Here is a 15082-nt window from a genome sequence, read left to right as displayed (position 1 = left end):
CCCCCCCCCCCCCCCCCCCCCCCCCCCCCCCCCCCCCCCCCCCCCCCCGGCGGTCAGATGTCGTACTGCAGCACGTTCTCGACGCTGCGCACGCCGAGCTTGTTTTCCACGGTTTCGCGCACTTTGTCGTAGACGAAGTTGTTCAGCGTGAGCACTGCGGTGCCTGCGTAGTAATGGGTCTTGTCCAGCTTCCACTGAATGCCCAGCACGTCGTCGTCCAGCTTGGGTGCCGAGGCCTGGACGCAACTGACCACCATCACCACATCGTTGTTGGCGGTTTCGATACAGGCGGCCATGCCGACCATGCCGCGGGCCTTGTTCTGGCGTTTATGGTCGACCACCTTGGCGTCATCCTGCACGGTGGTGAGCTTGTCGAACGCCAGCTTGGCCAGGCCGCCGAGCTTGGTGCCGCCGAGGATGGCGTTGCCCGCCACGCCGATGGCGCGGATGGCGACTGCACCCACGGTCACCGACAGCTCTGCCGAGGTTTCCAGCTCGAAACTGCGCTTGGGGATGGTAAAGCCCAGGTCGCGCATCACATCGACGAATTTGTCGTACCACTCGCGCGACTGTTTTTCTGCATCGAAGGCTTTATCAGCTACCAGGGTGGCGAAGTGAAAGGCGTTCTTCACATCGTGGCGGCTTTGCGTGGACATGCCCGCGCCGCAGGCCAGCAGGTTGCCTTCGACCAGGATGGCGGAATCGTTGGTTGTAACTTGTGTTGCATCGGACATCTGCAAACTCCTTGGTGATTACCCCTGAGAGCAGGGGCAATCACCTTATCCAGCACGCCGGCAAGGCGGCGCGCTGAAGGGTTTCCAGAGCAGCTAGCTGGCGCCGGGGTACCAGCGCGGGGTATAGGCCCAGACCCCGCCCGCAGCCCTCGGGAATACGCAGGTGGTCGACGAGCCAACCAGTACCATGGTGCGCATATCGACCATTTCGGGCACCAGCTCGTCCAGGGTGACTACCCGCAGTGTCTGCCCCGGCCTACCGATATCACGGCCAAGGACTACAGGCGTGCGCCCTTCGCGATGGCGACGCACCACTTCCAGGGCGGTGCCCAGCTGATGAGGGCGGGCTTTGGAAATGGGGTTGTAGAACGCCAGCACCAGGTCCGCCTGGGCAGCCAGGTCGAGGCGTTTCTCGATGATCGACCACGGCTTGAGGTTGTCCGATAGCGACATCACACAGAAGTCGTGCCCCAACGGCGCGCCGGCCTGTGCGGCGGTGGCAAGGCATGCCGAAACGCCGGGCAGCATCTGCAAGTCAACCCGGTGCCACGCAGGGTCGTCGGAGGCGTGCAGTGCTTCGAGCACAGCAGCCGCCATGGCGAACACGCCGGGGTCGCCTGACGACACCACCACCACCGAGCGGCCTTCGGCGGCCAGCCGGAAGGCATGGCGGGCACGCTGCATTTCTTCACGGTTGTCGGTGCAGTGCACCACTTGGTCGTCGCGGAACGGGCCGGCCATGCGCACATAGGTCTCATACCCCAGCACATCCTCGGCCTGTGCCAGCTCGGCCTTGACTGCCGGCACCATCAGCTCGGCTGCCCCGGGGCCCAGGCCGATCACCGCCAGCCGGCCGCGTCGGCGCCCCACCCCGGCGACATCGACCGGCGCTGACGCCACACCGATCACCAGGCCCGGCTGTTCGATCAGCCGGGCACCGGGCACGGCAGCTGCAACCATACTCGCCAGCCCTGTTGGGCTTGGCGCGAACCGCAGGGCCACGCCAAGTGCCTGTGCGGCTTGATGCAAATCGGCATCGGCCATGGCCTGCTCGTCGGCCAGCACACAGGCCAGCGAAAGCGGCGCGATGCCCGCCTGCTGCAACGTTTCAGGCAGGTTGGCCAAGCAGCCACCGGCAACGCCTGCCACCACCGAGCGCGGGTGGATGAGCAGTTCATCGCGGCTGGCCGGGCGTGCTTCGCAGCCCACATGAATGGTGCGGGTGGCCGCGTCACTGGCCGGTAACTGCGCCTGTATCAACCATGGCGCCTCGCCTGCTATGCGCACGGGCTCGCCGGCCAGCAGGTCGGAAACAAAGCGCTTGCCCTGCTCCAGGTCAGCCAGTGCATAGCCTGCGGGCGGGTTCAGCAGGCAGGTACCGAAGCGCAGCTCGCCGCTGGTGGTGATGGCCGGTGTGGCACCCAACTGTTCGGCGATTTCGCGGGCCATCCGGTTTACCCCGGCCAGGCCCCCGAGCAACGGCACCACGGCGCTACCGTCTTCGGCGACGGCCAGCACCGGCGGCTCGTCGTCCTTGTCGCCAAGTACGCCGGCAAGGCTGCGAATCACGATACCCGCAGCGCACAGGGCAATGAGGGGCGTGCCGTCTTCATACAGGCCACGCAAGGTATCGCCGAACGCGGTGTAGTACGCATCCGCGCCCGGAACGCGGCCGGCCAGGCCGTGGATACGCGCCTGGGGGTAGCGCTGCTGAATGCGCTGCGCCGTGGCCAGACTGCCCGGCCCCAGTACGACGATGGCCGGCGCCCTGTGCATGTTCACCCCTGCCATTTTTCACCCGGCACGATAATCAGCGAGAAATACGGCGACGATTGCGGGTCGACAGCGTCCAGCGGCACGATCTTCTGGTTGGCCATGGTCGCCCGTTCCACGTACAGCGCACGGCGGTCCAGGCCAAGCTCGGCGAGTACCTGGCGCACCTTGGGGAAGTTGCGGCCAAGCTTCATGATCACCGCCGCGTCGGCGTCGGCCAGGCGGCGCTTGAGCTCTTCTGCCGGCAACACGCCAGAGAGCACAGACAAACTCTGGTTGCGATACACCAGCGGCGCGCCCAGCACCGACGCGCCACCGAGCATGGAGCACACGCCCGGCACTACCTCGGCTTCATAGCGCTGGGCCAGCCGGTCGTGCAGGTACATGTAGGAGCCGTAGAAGAACGGGTCGCCCTCGCAGATGACCGCCACGTCGCGCCCGGCATCCAGGTGCTCGGCAACCTGCACGCTGGCTTCGTCGTAGAAGTCGCTGATCACCTGCTCGTAGGACAGGGGGGCAGGCAGCACCTCGGTGGTCACCGGGTAAACCAGTGGCAGCAGCGTCTGCTCGGCCTGCAGGTGCGCTTCGATGATGCCGAAAGCATTGCCGCGCTTGCCCTTGGCCACGAAATAACCCACCACTGGGGACTCACGCAGCAGTCGCAGGGCCTTGAGGGTGATCAGCTCGGGGTCGCCAGGGCCTACACCCAGGCCGATCAGCCTTCCACGCGGGGCCATCACTCCACCTCCGTGGCCAGGGCGTTGACGGCAGCAGCGGCCATCGCACTGCCCCCCAGGCGGCCTTGCATGATCACGAACGGAACGCCGCGGCTGTCGGCGGCCAGCATTGCCTTGGATTCCGCGGCGCCCACGAAGCCTACCGGGAAGCCCAGGATCAGCGCCGGGCGCGGGGCGCCGGCGTCGAGCATTTCCAGCAAATAGAACAGCGCAGTGGGGGCATTGCCAATCACCACCACACTGCCTTCCAGGTGCGGCCGCCACAGTTCCAGGGCGACGGCCGAACGGGTATTGCCGGCTTCCTTGGCCAGCGCTGGAACGCTGGGGTCGCGCAGGGTGCAGATGACCGGGTTGTTGGCTGGCAGGCGCGCCCGGGTAATGCCTTCAGCCACCATGTGCGCATCGCAGAGGATCGGTGCACCGCCCAGCAGCGCCTGGCGCCCCGCCTGGCCTGCGCCTTCGGAAAATTGCAGGCCGTCGATGGCGTCGACCATGCCGCAGGCATGGATCACCCGTACAGCGAGCTTTTCGAGGTCTGCGGGGATCCGCTCCAGCCGTGCTTCCTCACGGATGATCCGGAAGGAATTGCGATAGATCTCCTGACCATCGCGGATGTAGTCAATCATCAAGGTGCTCCGTCGGCAGGGCGAGCATGGCGCCTGCTTCATTCAAGGTAATGTCGGTGGCGCGCAAGGCGCCAAACCCCGGTTGACGGGGGTTGCGCAGGTACAGGTCGTAGCGGCCAGGGGCACGCGCCAGCAAGGTGACCGGGGCAACGTGGGCCACCGCGCAGGAACGCTCGCAGCCACTGAGGTGCACGCTGCCCGGGGCGCCCGGGCCCAGCAAGGCAGCCAGGGCAACGGCATCTGCCTTGGTTTCGGCCATGGCTTTGGCGCAGCCGCTGGCGCCGGTACAGGCACTGATGCGCGCCAGCGGTTGCTGGCCGTCGCACATCAGGCCGGCCGCTGCCAGGGTGGCCTGGGCCTGCTCGTGGCCGTTGGCGTCGAGGTTGGTCAGCACCAGGCTTTGCCAGGGGCTCATGCGCAGGCTGCCATCACCCTGCTGGCGCGCCACCTGGGCCGCTGCACGCAGCATGGCCGGCGTCAGGCGGCCCTGGGGCGGGGCTACACCCAATGCCAGCCCCTGCGCCTGGGGCAGCAGCCCCAGCCACGACACCTGGCAGGGCTGGCGGCGCCAGCCGAGCACGGCAGCATCGCGGCGGATGGGCAGGCCAAGCCCGTCGACGAACGCCGCAGGTGGACACTCGCCCAGCAGGTGGCGCATGCGCGTCTGCGCCGGTGTCGCCAGGTCCAGAAAACGCTCCAGCACCCCACGTACCAATGCCAGGCCATGCGCCACCGGCACCGCGCCAAGCACCTGGCCATCAGCCGGGCAGCTCGCCAGGCCGAACGCCAGCCAGGTTTGCCCCTCCACGCGCAGGGCAGACAGCCACAGGTCATGGGGGTGTTCCAGCATGGCCAGGCGCTCACCCGCGTCCAGTTGCACGGCAAATTTGGCCGATAACTGGTGATAACGCGGGGTGCCTTCGAGCAGGTCGAGGATCTGCCCGGCCAACGGCCGGGCATCAAGCAGCATGGCCGGGTCATGGCCGGCCAAGGGGCTGAGCATCAGGTTGCGCACATCGTCACCGGCTGCCTCGCGCGGGCCCAGGCCCGCGGCGAGCAGGGCCTGCACCAGGCCCTGGTGATCGCTGCCTACACCACGGATCTGCAGGTTGCCCCGGTTGGTGGCCTCAATCACCCCACCCGCAAAGCGTTCAGCCGCAGCGGCCACGGCTTCGGCCTGGTCGGCCAGCAGCAGCCCGCCAGGCAGTTTGACGCGGCAGATGCCGCCATCCAGCGCGCTGACGATACGCCACAGCCCCGGGCAGGCCGAGGGGCGGGGCGAAGGGTGTGGGGTTCGAGCCTGCATCAAAGGGGTGTCCGGCAATCCGTGAAACTGCGCTTGAGTGTAGAAGGCGCGGTATTATGCCTGCTTTGTCTGCTGGCATGAAAAGCCGGTGGTCGAGCACCCTTGGCACTGGGTTGGAAAACCCCGCCCCTTCGCGGGTAAAACCGCGCCCACAGGGGCGAGCAGCAGCCTCAACAATGGCGGAATGAAACACATGGCACCCTGGCTGACAGTAGTAGGCATCGGCGAAGACGGCTTCACTGGCCTTGGCAAGCAGGCCCGGCGCGCCCTGCTGGGCGCCGCGCGCATCTTCGGCAGCCCCCGCCAGCTGGCCCTGCTGCCCCGCTGTGTGGCAGGCGAGCGGCTGGGCTGGCCAAGCCCGTTCTCGCTGGCGCCGGTGCTGGCCCTGCGTGGCGAGCAGGTCTGCGTGCTGGCCAGTGGCGACCCGATGTTCTACGGCGTGGGTGCCAGCCTGGCACGCCAGGTGCAGCCGGGCGAAATGCACGTGCTGTCGATGCCCTCCTCCTGCGCCCTGGCCGCCGCCCGCCTGGGTTGGCCGCTGCAGGAGGTACAGGTGGTGTCACTGGTGGCAAGGCCGCTGGCTGTGCTCAATGCCCATCTGCACAGCGGCACCCGGCTGTTGGTTTTGAGCAACGACGGCGACAGCCCGGCCGCCATCGCCGCACTGCTGTGCGAGCGGGGTTTCGGCCCCAGCCGGCTGCGGGTGTTCGAACACCTGGGCGGCGACGCCGAGCGCAGGCTGGAAGGTAGTGCCCAGGGCTGGCCTCACCCGGCGACTGCCGCGTTGAACCTGGTGGCTGTCGAGTGCATCGCCTGCCCCGGTACCCCGCAGCTACCCCGCGTGGCCGGGCTGCCCGATGCCGCCTACCGCCACGACGGGCAACTGACCAAGCGCGACGTGCGCGCCATCACCCTCGCCCGCCTGGCACCGCAACCCGGCGAGCTGCTGTGGGACGTGGGCGCAGGTTGCGGCTCGATAGGCATCGAATGGATGCGCGCGCACCCAGCCTGCCGAGCCCTGGCCATCGAGGCTGACGAAGGCCGCCAGGGCCTGATCGAGCACAACCGCGATGCGTTGGGTGTGCCAGGCCTGCAACTGGTGCGCGGCAAGGCGCCAGCAGCGTTACAAGGGCTGGAGCAACCTGATGCCATCTTCATTGGCGGCGGCGTCACCCGTGAAGGGGTGCTGGCCCAGTGCTGGGCACGCCTGCGCCCTGGAGGGCGGCTGGTGGCCAATGCGGTGACGTTGCAAAGCGAGCTGGCCCTTGCGCATTTTCGCGAACAGTACGGTGGCGAGCTGACCCGCATCCATGTGGCCCATGCGCAGCCGCTGGGGGCATTCGACACCTGGCGCCAGGCACTGCCCATCACCCTGCTCGAAGCGGTAAAACCCGTTGATGCGTGAAGAGACCCGCGAGCAGCCCGCGCCCCTGCGCAGCGGCCTCACCACCGGCAGCTGCGCCACCGCCACCAGCCTGGCGGCCGCCCGCCTGCTGCTGACCGGGGTAGCCAGCGATGCGGTCAGCATCACCCTGCCCAAAGGCAAGGTGGTGCAGATGCGCCTGGAGTTCTGCCGCCTGGCCGACGGCAGCGCGGAGGCCGGCACGCTCAAAGACGCAGGCGACGACCCAGACGTGACCCACGGCGCCCTGCTCTACAGCCAGGTACGGTTGCTGACCGAGCCAGGCACACGCTTCGTCGCCGGTACCGGTGTAGGCACCGTCACCCGCCCAGGCCTGGTGCTGGCGGTGGGCGAGCCGGCCATCAACCCGGTGCCCCGGCGCATGATCACCGAGCACCTGCACGCTCTGGCTGCCGAATGGGGCTATGCGGGCGGTTTCGAGGTGACGGTGAACGTGCAGGGGGGCGAGCAGTTGGCCCTGAAAACCATGAACCCGCGGCTGGGCATCCTGGGTGGCCTGTCCATCCTGGGCACCAGCGGCATCGTGCGCCCGTTCTCGTGCGCAGCGTACATCGCCTCCATTCACCAAGGTATCGATGTGGCCCACACCAATGGCTATACCCATATTGCTGCGTGCACCGGCAACGCCAGCGAGGACACCATGCGCCGGGTGTACGGGCTGCCGGAGATCGCCCTGATCGAAATGGGCGACTTCGTTGGCGCGGTGCTCAAGCACCTGCGCAAGGTACCCGTGCCACGCCTGACCCTGTGCGGGGGGTTCGGCAAGATCAGCAAGCTGGCCGCCGGGCACATGGACTTGCACAGCCGCCATTCCAGCATTGACCTGCCGCAGTTGGCCGGCTGGGCAGCGGCAGTGGGCGCCGCCCCTGCGCTGCAGGCCGCCATCATCGCCGCTAACACCAGCCAGCAGGCGCTGGCAATGGCCCATGCGGCAGGTGTGCCACTGGGCGATGCGGTATGCGCCCACGCGCTGGCTTTTGCCCGCAGCGTGGTACCGGCCCAGGTCCAGGTGGAGGTGGTTGCCATTGATCGCCAGGGCGGCATCGTCGGCCGGGCAGGTGCGCAATGAGCCAGCGCATCCTGTTGCTCGGCGGCATCACCGAGGCCCTGGCCATCGCCCGGCTGCTGGGGCCGCAGCACGTCTACAGCCTGGCCGGCATCGGCCGTGTGCCGGACGACCTGCACTGCCAAGTGCGGGTGGGTGGGTTTGGCGGTGCGTCGGGGCTGGCCAGCTACCTACGTGAAGCCGGTATTACACTGCTGGTCGATGCCACCCACCCGTACGCGGCGCAGATCAGCGCCAATGCTGCCAGCGCGGCACGCATGGCCGGTGTCCCCTGCTGGGCCCTGCGCCGCCCGGCCTGGCAGGCGCAGGCGGGGGACGACTGGCGCGAAGTGGACGGCTGGGCGGCGTTGATCAACCAGCTGGCGCCGTTCAGCCGCCCCCTGTTCACCTTGGGCCGTGAGCCCCTGCAACACCTGCACGAGATTCCACCAACGCAGTTCTGGACCTTGCGCGCCCTGCAGGCCTGCCCGGGCAACGCACGCTGCGAAGTGATAGGTGCGCGTGGGCCGTTTCAGCTGGAGGATGAGCGGGTGTTGTTCACCAGCCGGGGTATCGACGTGCTGGTCAGCAAGAACAGCGGCAGCCTGGCCACGGAGCCCAAGCTGGAGGTAGCGCGGGGGCTGGGTGTGCCGGTGTTGATCCTGAAGCGGCCAGTGCTGGCCGAGGTGGAGCGGGTGTTTTATAGCGGGGCGGAGCTGGCGGCGGCGTTGGGGTTGGGCTGATTGCGGGTTCCTCGGCGATTACCTGGATGACGTGGGGATTGCTGGGGCTGCGGTGCAGCCCATCGCGAGCTCCGCTCGCTCCTACGGAGGTGGGCGATGTTTCTGACGGCTTGGACGTGGCCTGATTGGCACTGCTGCCGTAAACTCGGGCACCCCCTCTGGAAGGCGCTACCCATATGGAAATGCAATGGTGGATCTGGCTGGTGTTCGGCATCGCGCTGATATTGCTCGAGCTGGTCCTGCCAACGTTCTTCATCCTCTGGTTCGGCATCGGCGCCGTGCTGGTGTCGCTGATCGCACTGGCATTCCCCGATCTTCAACTGGACATGCAGGGGCTGCTGTGGGTCGTGCTGTCCTCGGTCACCACGGCACTGTGGTTCAAGGTGTTCCGGCGCAAGCAACCGGACGTGCGCTGGACAGCCGCCAGCGTGATCGGTGAAGTCGGGCTGCTCACAGCCACCGTGTCCGAGTTCCACAAGGGCCGGGTGCGCTTCCAGAAGCCCATCCTGGGCAACGAGGAATGGGTCTGCATCGCCGACAGCGACATCCCCGCCGGCGAACGGGTACGCCTTACCGCCATCGAGGGCAATATCGCCCGGGTCATCCGGGCCTGAATCCGTAAAAAAGGAATTTGTCACCATGACCAGTCTCATCGTCGTCGGCGCCATCGCCCTGTTCGTACTCATCACCGTGTTCAAGGGGGTGCGTATCGTGCCTCAGGGCGAAGAATGGGTAGTAGAGCGGCTGGGCCGCTACCACACCACCCTCAAGCCCGGCCTGAATGTCGTCATCCCGTACATGGACGTGGTTGCCTACCGCCTGCCCACCAAGGACATCATCCTCGATGTGCAAGAGCAGGAAATCATCACCCGCGACAACGCCGTGATCGTTGCCAACGCGCTGTGCTTCGCCAAGGTCGTCGACCCGCAAAAGGCGTCCTATGGGGTGCAGAACTACGCGTTTGCCGTCACCAGCCTGACCATGACTTCGCTGCGGGCCATCGTCGGCGCCATGGACCTGGACGAAGCGCTGTCCAGCCGTGAGCAGATCAAGGCGCGCCTGCGCGAAGCCATGTCGGAGCAGACCGAGGACTGGGGCGTGACCGTTCGTTCGGTAGAAATCCAGGACATCAAACCTTCCGAGAACATGCAGCTGGCCATGGAGCGCCAGGCGGCTGCCGAGCGTGAGCGCAAGGCCGACGTCACTCGCGCCGAAGGCGCCAAGCAGGCGGCGATCCTGGAAGCAGAAGCACGCCTGCAGGCCGCCAGGCTGGACGCCGAAGCGCAAATCAGCCTGGCCGACGCTTCTGCCCGGTCCATCTCGATGGTGAAGGACGCGGTGGGCAACGAGACCGTACCGGCCATGTACCTGCTGGGCGAGCGCTACATCGGTGCCATGGAAAACCTGGCCAGCAGCAACAATGCCAAGGTGGTGGTGCTGCCAGCAGACCTGCAGGAAACCGTGCGCGGGCTGATGGGCCGCAACAAGGTGTGAGGCGACCGGGGGCGCCGAGCCCCCGCCCCCTGCGTCACGTCACCGCACCCCGGCATTTTTGCCTATACTCGCGCTTACAATAGCCACCACGATTCCTGACCGGATCTCTCCATGCCCCCACGTCGGCACATTGCCTGGATAGCCTGCCTTGCAGTGCTGTTCAACCTGCTGGCCATGCCGCTGTCTTCTGCTGCGCCCAAGGGCCCGGCAGAGCAGCTGCTGTGGGGGGCATTCTGTTCCAGCATGGCCAGCAAGGCCAACGTCGATGTCCAGGCCCTGGCCAAGATCGACCTTGGCCCGCAAAGCGACGACAGTGCCAGCCTGATGAACTGCTGGTGCTGCTCGGGTGCAGCCCCCTTGCTTGCCCTGCCCACCCCGCCCCTGCAACTGCACAGCCCGCCAGTGCGTTTGGCCGGAACGCTGTCACCCCCTGCCCAATACACACCCACGCCACGCCAGCTCTGGCCTGCGCTAAACCCACGTGCCTCTCCGCTGGCCTGATTGCTTCACGCGTTGCGCCTGAACATCATCATCTCGGAGATTCACCATGCTCAAGCACGCCCTTGTCGCGGCCGCCCTGCTGCTGCCTGCCACCTTCGCCAATGCTCACGAATACAGCGTGGGCGACCTGCACATCGCGCACCCCTGGTCGCTGCAGCTTCCCCCCAATGCGCCCAATGTCGCCGCGTATTTCGTGGTGCACAACAATGGCAAGGCTGACGACCGCCTGCTAGGCGCCGACAGCCCCATCAGCGATGACACGCAGCTGCACGAGCACGCCATGGGCGCCAGCGGTGCCATGAAGATGCAACAGGTGCCCAGCGTGGTGGTGCCTGCAGGGCAAGACCTGGTGTTCGCGCCCAGTGCTTACCACGTGATGCTGATGAACCCCAAGGACCGCAGCCTGCTCACCGACGGAAAACGCTTCCCGCTGACCCTGCACTTCGAAAAGGCCGGTGACGTCACCGTGGATGTGGCCGTGCAGCAGAAAGCCCCTGCGGGCCAGCCTGAAGCCCACAAGCACTGATACCTGCTGACAGGCACTGGCCATGAGCCTGCCGCGCAACAGCCCACGCCGTACCACCCGCCCTGATAGCAGGCGCGTCGGTGGCGGATGGCTGAGCCTGTTCGCCATGTGGATGATCTTTATCGGCCCGCTGATATCGCAGTCGATGCCGATGGACCACTCGGCGGGCATGCCCATGAGCATGAACATGCCCATGGACATGCCGATGCCGGCTGCGCACGATCATGGTGACGGCCATCACGGCCAGGGCAGTGACGGCCAGCTGCATGTGATGTGGGAGAAGTGCGGCTATTGCAGCCTGCTCTTCAATTGCCCTGCACTGCCACAAACCCTCAGCCCGCTCAGTGTTGCGGGCATTACGCCCACCTCCCCCACCCCGGCGACCACGCACCAGGGCCATGCCCGGCAGGCTGTATTCCCCGGTGCGCGCAGCCGCGCCCCGCCATTCCCGATCAGCGTCTGAAACCCTTTCGCGTACGAGGCCACGAGGCTTCGCGCCCCCTTATGACTGATCGACTGGAATCATTATGTACGGCTGCACCCCTGTTTTTGCCCTGTCCCTGCGTGGGACCATCGCCGTGCTCTGCGGCTCGCTGCTGGCCCCCGTGGCCCTGGCCGCCGACCCCGCACATGCAGGCCACCTCATCGATGCCCCCGAGCTCAGCCCCACGGTGATTACCGCCGTGGCCCCCAGTTCGCCCCTGACCGTGGTCACCAACCCCAAGGACCCGCGCCAGCCCGTGCCCGCCAGTGACGGCGCCGACTACCTCAAGACCATCCCGGGCTTCTCGGCCATACGCGCCGGCGGTACCAATGGCGACCCGGTACTGCGCGGCATGTTCGGCTCACGCCTGAACATCCTCACCAATGGCGGCCTGATGCTGGGCGCCTGCCCCAACCGCATGGACGCCCCTACGTCGTATATCTCGCCGGAAACCTATGACCGCCTGACGGTGATCAAAGGCCCGCAAAGCGTGATCTGGGGCCCAGGCGGCTCGGCAGGCACCATTTTGTTCGAACGCGAGCCGGAAAAGTTCGGCACCCTGGGCAGCCGCGTCAACGCCAGCCTGTTGACCGGTTCCAATGGCCGTTTCGACAAGGTGGTGGACGCCGCTGCCGGCAACAGCCAGGCCTATGCCCGCTTTGTGGGCAACCAGTCGCGCTCTGGTGACTACAAGGACGGCAACGGCCACCACGTGCCGTCGCGCTGGGACAAATGGAACGGCGACGTCGCCCTGGGCTGGACGCCCGACGCCGACACCCTGCTGGAGCTGACCGCTGGCAAAGGTGATGGCGAGGCCCGCTATGCCGGCCGTGGCATGGACGGCTCGCAGTTCAAGCGCGAAAGCCTGGGCCTGCGCTTCGAAAAATCCAACCTGGGTGAGGTGCTCGACAAGGTCGAAGCCCAGGTCTACTACAACTACGCCGACCACGTGATGGACAACTACAGCCTGCGCACGCCGTCAGGCAAAGGCATGATGGGCATGCCCATGGTCAGCAACGTTGACCGCCGCACCCTCGGCGCGCGCATCAAGGCCACCTGGCGCTGGGCCGACGTGCAATTGATCAGCGGCATCGACGCGCAGACCAACGAACACCGCAAGCGTGGCGGCATGGGCGTGGACGCGCACCGTGGCCAGCCCTGGACCAAGGATGCCGACTTCCACAACTATGGGGCCTTCGGCGAGCTGACCTGGTACGTCAGCGGTGAAGACCGCCTGATCACCGGCGCCCGGCTGGACCGGGCCTCGGCTCGCGACTTCCGCAAGGGCAGTGCCACTGAAAACGACACCCGTGCCGATACCTTGCCCAGCGGTTTCGTCCGCTATGAGCATGACCTGGCATCGCTACCGGCAACCGCCTACATCGGCCTGGGCCATGCCCAGCGGTTCCCTGACTATTGGGAGCTGTTCTCGCCGAAGACGGCACCGGCCGGCGCTGCCAATGCCTTCGACGGTATCAAGCCTGAGAAGACCACCCAGCTCGACTTCGGTATCCAGTACCGTGGCGAGCGCCTGGAAGCCTGGGCCTCAGGCTACGTGGGGCAGGTGCGCGACTACATTCTGTTCGACTACCGCACCGGCATGATGGGCATGACCACCTCCCAGGCGCAGAACGTCGACGCCCGCATCATGGGCGGCGAACTGGGTGCTGCCTACCAGCTGACCGATACCTGGAAGGCCGACGCCACGCTGGCCTATGCCTGGGGCAAGAACAGCAGCGATGGCAAGGCGCTGCCGCAGATGCCACCGCTGGAAAGCCGCCTGGGCCTCACCTATACCCGCGACGCCTGGAGCGCCGGTGCCCTCTGGCGCCTGGTGGACGAGCAAAACCGCATCGCCCGCAACCAAGGCAACGTGGTGGGCAAGGACTATGGCACCAGCGCAGGTTTTGGCGTGTTCTCGCTGAACGGTGCCTACAAGGTAAGCAAAAACCTCAAGCTGAGCGCCGGGGTGGACAACCTGTTCAACAAAGCCTACGCCGAGCACCTGAACCTTGCCGGCAACGCCGGTTTCGGCTACCCGGCCAGCGACCCGCAGCCGGTCAATGAACCCGGCAGAACGCTCTGGACCAAGGTCGACTTCAGCTTCTGACAACAATAAAGGGCGCGGCAATGCTGCGCCCAACGGCTGTTCATACGGGAGGTTCCCATGAGAGGAACACGCGTTTCATTTTACAACCTGGCCTGGCGTTGGCATTTCTATGCGGGGCTGTTCGTGGCCCCGTTCATGATCCTGCTGGCGATCACCGGGATCATCTACCTGTTCAAGCCGCAACTGGACCCATTGCTGTACCGCGACCTGATGGTGGTCGAAGCCGGTCATCACCGGCAAGGTGCGGACGTGATGCTGGCCGAGGTTCGCAAGGCCCACCCCCAGGGGCATGTCGGCCAATACCTGCCGCCCCCCACCCCCACACGCAGCGCACAATTTGTTGTGCATGAAGACGGGCGCGAGCTGAACGTCTTCGTCAACCCGTACAGCGGCAAGGTGCTGGGCGAGCAGGATGCCAAGCGCAACCTGCAGGCCATTGCCCGCGCCCTGCATGGCGAACTGATGGTGGGCACCGTGGGTGACCGGCTGGTGGAGCTCGCAGCAGGCTGGGGCATCGTGCTGGTGGTGTCGGGCCTTTACCTGTGGTGGCCACGCGGGCGCAAGGGCGGTGGCGTGCTGTGGCCACGGTTGGCGGCCCGTGGGCGGTTGCTGTGGCGCGACCTGCATGCGGTCAGCGGCTTCTGGGGCTCGGCCCTGTTATTGCTGATGCTGCTCAGTGGCATGACCTGGACCGGGCTGTGGGGCAAGCAGTATGCCGAACTGTGGAACCGTTTTCCGGCAGCCATGTGGAACGACGTGCCCAAATCGGACCAGCAGGCGGGTGCGCTGAACAGCGCCCACCGCCAGACCGTACCATGGGCCATGGAGAACACGCCGATGCCGCAGTCTGGTGCCCACGCCGAGCACGCAGGCCACCACGGTATGTCGAACATGCCCGCCGCCCCCCAGGTCAGCGTGCAGCAGGTGGAGGATATCGCCACTTCGCGCCAGGTCGAGCCGGGTTACAGCATCACCCTGCCCACCACCGCCGAGGGCGTATTCACCGTGGCCGTGTTCGCCGACGACCCACGCAACGACGCCACCCTGCATGTAGACCAGTACACCGGCAATGTGCTGGCCGACGTGCGCTGGCAGGACTACAGCCCTGTGGCACGGGCCACCGAGCTGGGCGTGATGCTGCACGAAGGCCGAATGTTTGGTGCGGTCAACCAAGTCATCATTCTGCTGATATGCCTGATGATTCTGCTGGGCTCGGTGAGCGGGTTGGTGATGTGGTGGCAACGCCGCCCTACTGGCGGCCTGGGCGTCCCCCCCTTGCGCCATGACCTGCCACGCTGGAAGGCGGCGGTTGCGGTGATGCTGGTGCTAGGCGTGTTGTTTCCGTTGGTGGGGATATCGATGATTGCCTTGTGGGTGGTCGATAGCCTGGTAATGAAGCGCAAGGCCATGGCCAGTGTGTGATTTGTCTGGTTGGCCGTAACAGGGTCTGCGCCTGTGAAACCGAGCGCCGCGCAGGCGGCGCTTGATCTCGCAAGCGCTCCCCCCCGCCACGCCGAACACGTCCAAGCACAATTCTGCGCCCCCCCGCCCCCGGGTGCCCAAAAGGCGCGGGGATGGGG

15 protein-coding genes are annotated in these 15082 nt (G+C 66.4%); 10 read left to right on the top strand and 5 right to left on the bottom strand.

Annotation, left to right across the window (positions count from 1 at the left end):
- Positions 1 to 53 precede the first annotated feature (53 nt).
- From IAE38_RS22660 to cobG, 5 genes are all read right to left on the bottom strand, one after another.
- A complete protein-coding gene (locus tag IAE38_RS22660; protein ID WP_028632775.1) occupies positions 54 to 734 on the bottom strand; it encodes a hypothetical protein in 681 nt (226 codons plus the stop codon).
- A gap of 93 nt (positions 735 to 827) precedes the next feature.
- A complete protein-coding gene (gene cobJ, locus IAE38_RS22655) occupies positions 828 to 2510 on the bottom strand; it encodes a precorrin-3B C(17)-methyltransferase (protein WP_201219393.1) in 1683 nt (560 codons plus the stop codon).
- 2 nt (positions 2511 to 2512) lie between these two features.
- Positions 2513 to 3244 carry a precorrin-2 C(20)-methyltransferase gene (locus IAE38_RS22650; protein WP_028632777.1) on the bottom strand — a complete coding sequence of 244 codons (732 nt, stop codon included), beginning with the start codon at positions 3242 to 3244 and terminating at the stop codon, positions 2513 to 2515.
- On the bottom strand, positions 3244 to 3870 hold the full coding sequence (locus IAE38_RS22645; RefSeq protein ID WP_028632778.1) for a precorrin-8X methylmutase: 627 nt from the start codon (positions 3868 to 3870) through the stop codon (positions 3244 to 3246). The genes IAE38_RS22650 and IAE38_RS22645 overlap by 1 nt, the downstream gene beginning before the upstream one ends.
- The gene (gene cobG, locus IAE38_RS22640) at positions 3863 to 5194 is read right to left on the bottom strand and encodes a precorrin-3B synthase (RefSeq protein WP_328822903.1); all 1332 of its coding nucleotides are present in this window, start codon (positions 5192 to 5194) and stop codon (positions 3863 to 3865) included. The genes IAE38_RS22645 and cobG overlap by 8 nt, the downstream gene beginning before the upstream one ends.
- A gap of 175 nt (positions 5195 to 5369) precedes the next feature.
- Between cobG and cbiE the strand changes: the two genes are divergently transcribed.
- The 10 genes from cbiE to IAE38_RS22590 all read left to right on the top strand — a co-directional run bounded on the left by cbiE (position 5370) and on the right by IAE38_RS22590 (position 14924).
- Positions 5370 to 6581: a precorrin-6y C5,15-methyltransferase (decarboxylating) subunit CbiE gene (gene cbiE, locus IAE38_RS22635; RefSeq protein ID WP_201219389.1), complete on the top strand. Its 1212-nt coding sequence runs from the start codon at positions 5370 to 5372 to the stop codon at positions 6579 to 6581.
- The gene (locus tag IAE38_RS22630) at positions 6574 to 7668 is read left to right on the top strand and encodes a cobalt-precorrin-5B (C(1))-methyltransferase (protein WP_201219387.1); all 1095 of its coding nucleotides are present in this window, start codon (positions 6574 to 6576) and stop codon (positions 7666 to 7668) included. Before cbiE ends, IAE38_RS22630 begins: the two co-directional genes overlap by 8 nt.
- On the top strand, positions 7665 to 8387 hold the full coding sequence (locus IAE38_RS22625) for a cobalt-precorrin-6A reductase (protein ID WP_201219384.1): 723 nt from the start codon (positions 7665 to 7667) through the stop codon (positions 8385 to 8387). Before IAE38_RS22630 ends, IAE38_RS22625 begins: the two co-directional genes overlap by 4 nt.
- A gap of 176 nt (positions 8388 to 8563) precedes the next feature.
- Entirely contained in the window at positions 8564 to 9001 is a 438-nt protein-coding gene (locus IAE38_RS22620; protein WP_201219382.1) for an NfeD family protein, read from the top strand.
- Positions 9002 to 9026: 25 nt separating this feature from the next.
- Entirely contained in the window at positions 9027 to 9881 is an 855-nt protein-coding gene (locus IAE38_RS22615) for an SPFH domain-containing protein (RefSeq protein WP_201162019.1), read from the top strand.
- Between the two features lie 111 nt (positions 9882 to 9992).
- Positions 9993 to 10382 carry a DUF2946 domain-containing protein gene (locus IAE38_RS22610; RefSeq protein WP_201162021.1) on the top strand — a complete coding sequence of 130 codons (390 nt, stop codon included), beginning with the start codon at positions 9993 to 9995 and terminating at the stop codon, positions 10380 to 10382.
- A 46-nt stretch (positions 10383 to 10428) separates the two neighbouring features.
- Positions 10429 to 10908, top strand: a complete 480-nt coding sequence (locus tag IAE38_RS22605) for a copper chaperone PCu(A)C (protein WP_201219380.1) — start codon at positions 10429 to 10431, stop codon at positions 10906 to 10908.
- Between the two features lie 22 nt (positions 10909 to 10930).
- Positions 10931 to 11371, top strand: coding sequence for a DUF2946 domain-containing protein (locus IAE38_RS22600; protein WP_028632787.1), 441 nt, complete (start codon positions 10931 to 10933; stop codon positions 11369 to 11371).
- Between the two features lie 64 nt (positions 11372 to 11435).
- Positions 11436 to 13502 carry a TonB-dependent copper receptor gene (locus IAE38_RS22595; RefSeq protein WP_201162024.1) on the top strand — a complete coding sequence of 689 codons (2067 nt, stop codon included), beginning with the start codon at positions 11436 to 11438 and terminating at the stop codon, positions 13500 to 13502.
- 57 nt (positions 13503 to 13559) lie between these two features.
- Positions 13560 to 14924 (top strand): PepSY-associated TM helix domain-containing protein, encoded by a 1365-nt coding sequence (locus tag IAE38_RS22590; protein ID WP_201219378.1) that lies wholly within the window; start codon positions 13560 to 13562, stop codon positions 14922 to 14924.
- Positions 14925 to 15082 lie beyond the last annotated feature (158 nt).

The organism is Pseudomonas sp. S32 (assembly GCF_016648095.1).
Classification (GTDB): Bacteria; Pseudomonadota; Gammaproteobacteria; order Pseudomonadales; family Pseudomonadaceae; genus Aquipseudomonas; species Aquipseudomonas parafulva.
Note: the sequence above shows the minus strand (reverse complement) of the source record. Positions and strands in the feature narration are given on the sequence as shown.

Excerpts from the sequence above, each read along its gene's own strand:
- IAE38_RS22660 (WP_028632775.1), bottom strand. The coding sequence starts at position 734 with ATGTCCGATGCAACACAAGTTACAACCAACGATTCCGCCATCCTGGTC.
- cobJ (WP_201219393.1), bottom strand. The coding sequence starts at position 2,510 with ATGCACAGGGCGCCGGCCATCGTCGTACTGGGGCCGGGCAGTCTGGCC.
- IAE38_RS22650 (WP_028632777.1), bottom strand. The coding sequence starts at position 3,244 with ATGGCCCCGCGTGGAAGGCTGATCGGCCTGGGTGTAGGCCCTGGCGAC.
- IAE38_RS22645 (WP_028632778.1), bottom strand. The coding sequence starts at position 3,870 with ATGATTGACTACATCCGCGATGGTCAGGAGATCTATCGCAATTCCTTC.
- cbiE (WP_201219389.1), top strand. The coding sequence starts at position 5,370 with ATGGCACCCTGGCTGACAGTAGTAGGCATCGGCGAAGACGGCTTCACT.
- IAE38_RS22630 (WP_201219387.1), top strand. The coding sequence starts at position 6,574 with ATGCGTGAAGAGACCCGCGAGCAGCCCGCGCCCCTGCGCAGCGGCCTC.
- IAE38_RS22625 (WP_201219384.1), top strand. The coding sequence starts at position 7,665 with ATGAGCCAGCGCATCCTGTTGCTCGGCGGCATCACCGAGGCCCTGGCC.
- IAE38_RS22620 (WP_201219382.1), top strand. The coding sequence starts at position 8,564 with ATGGAAATGCAATGGTGGATCTGGCTGGTGTTCGGCATCGCGCTGATA.
- IAE38_RS22615 (WP_201162019.1), top strand. The coding sequence starts at position 9,027 with ATGACCAGTCTCATCGTCGTCGGCGCCATCGCCCTGTTCGTACTCATC.
- IAE38_RS22610 (WP_201162021.1), top strand. The coding sequence starts at position 9,993 with ATGCCCCCACGTCGGCACATTGCCTGGATAGCCTGCCTTGCAGTGCTG.
- IAE38_RS22605 (WP_201219380.1), top strand. The coding sequence starts at position 10,429 with ATGCTCAAGCACGCCCTTGTCGCGGCCGCCCTGCTGCTGCCTGCCACC.
- IAE38_RS22600 (WP_028632787.1), top strand. The coding sequence starts at position 10,931 with ATGAGCCTGCCGCGCAACAGCCCACGCCGTACCACCCGCCCTGATAGC.
- IAE38_RS22595 (WP_201162024.1), top strand. The coding sequence starts at position 11,436 with ATGTACGGCTGCACCCCTGTTTTTGCCCTGTCCCTGCGTGGGACCATC.
- IAE38_RS22590 (WP_201219378.1), top strand. The coding sequence starts at position 13,560 with ATGAGAGGAACACGCGTTTCATTTTACAACCTGGCCTGGCGTTGGCAT.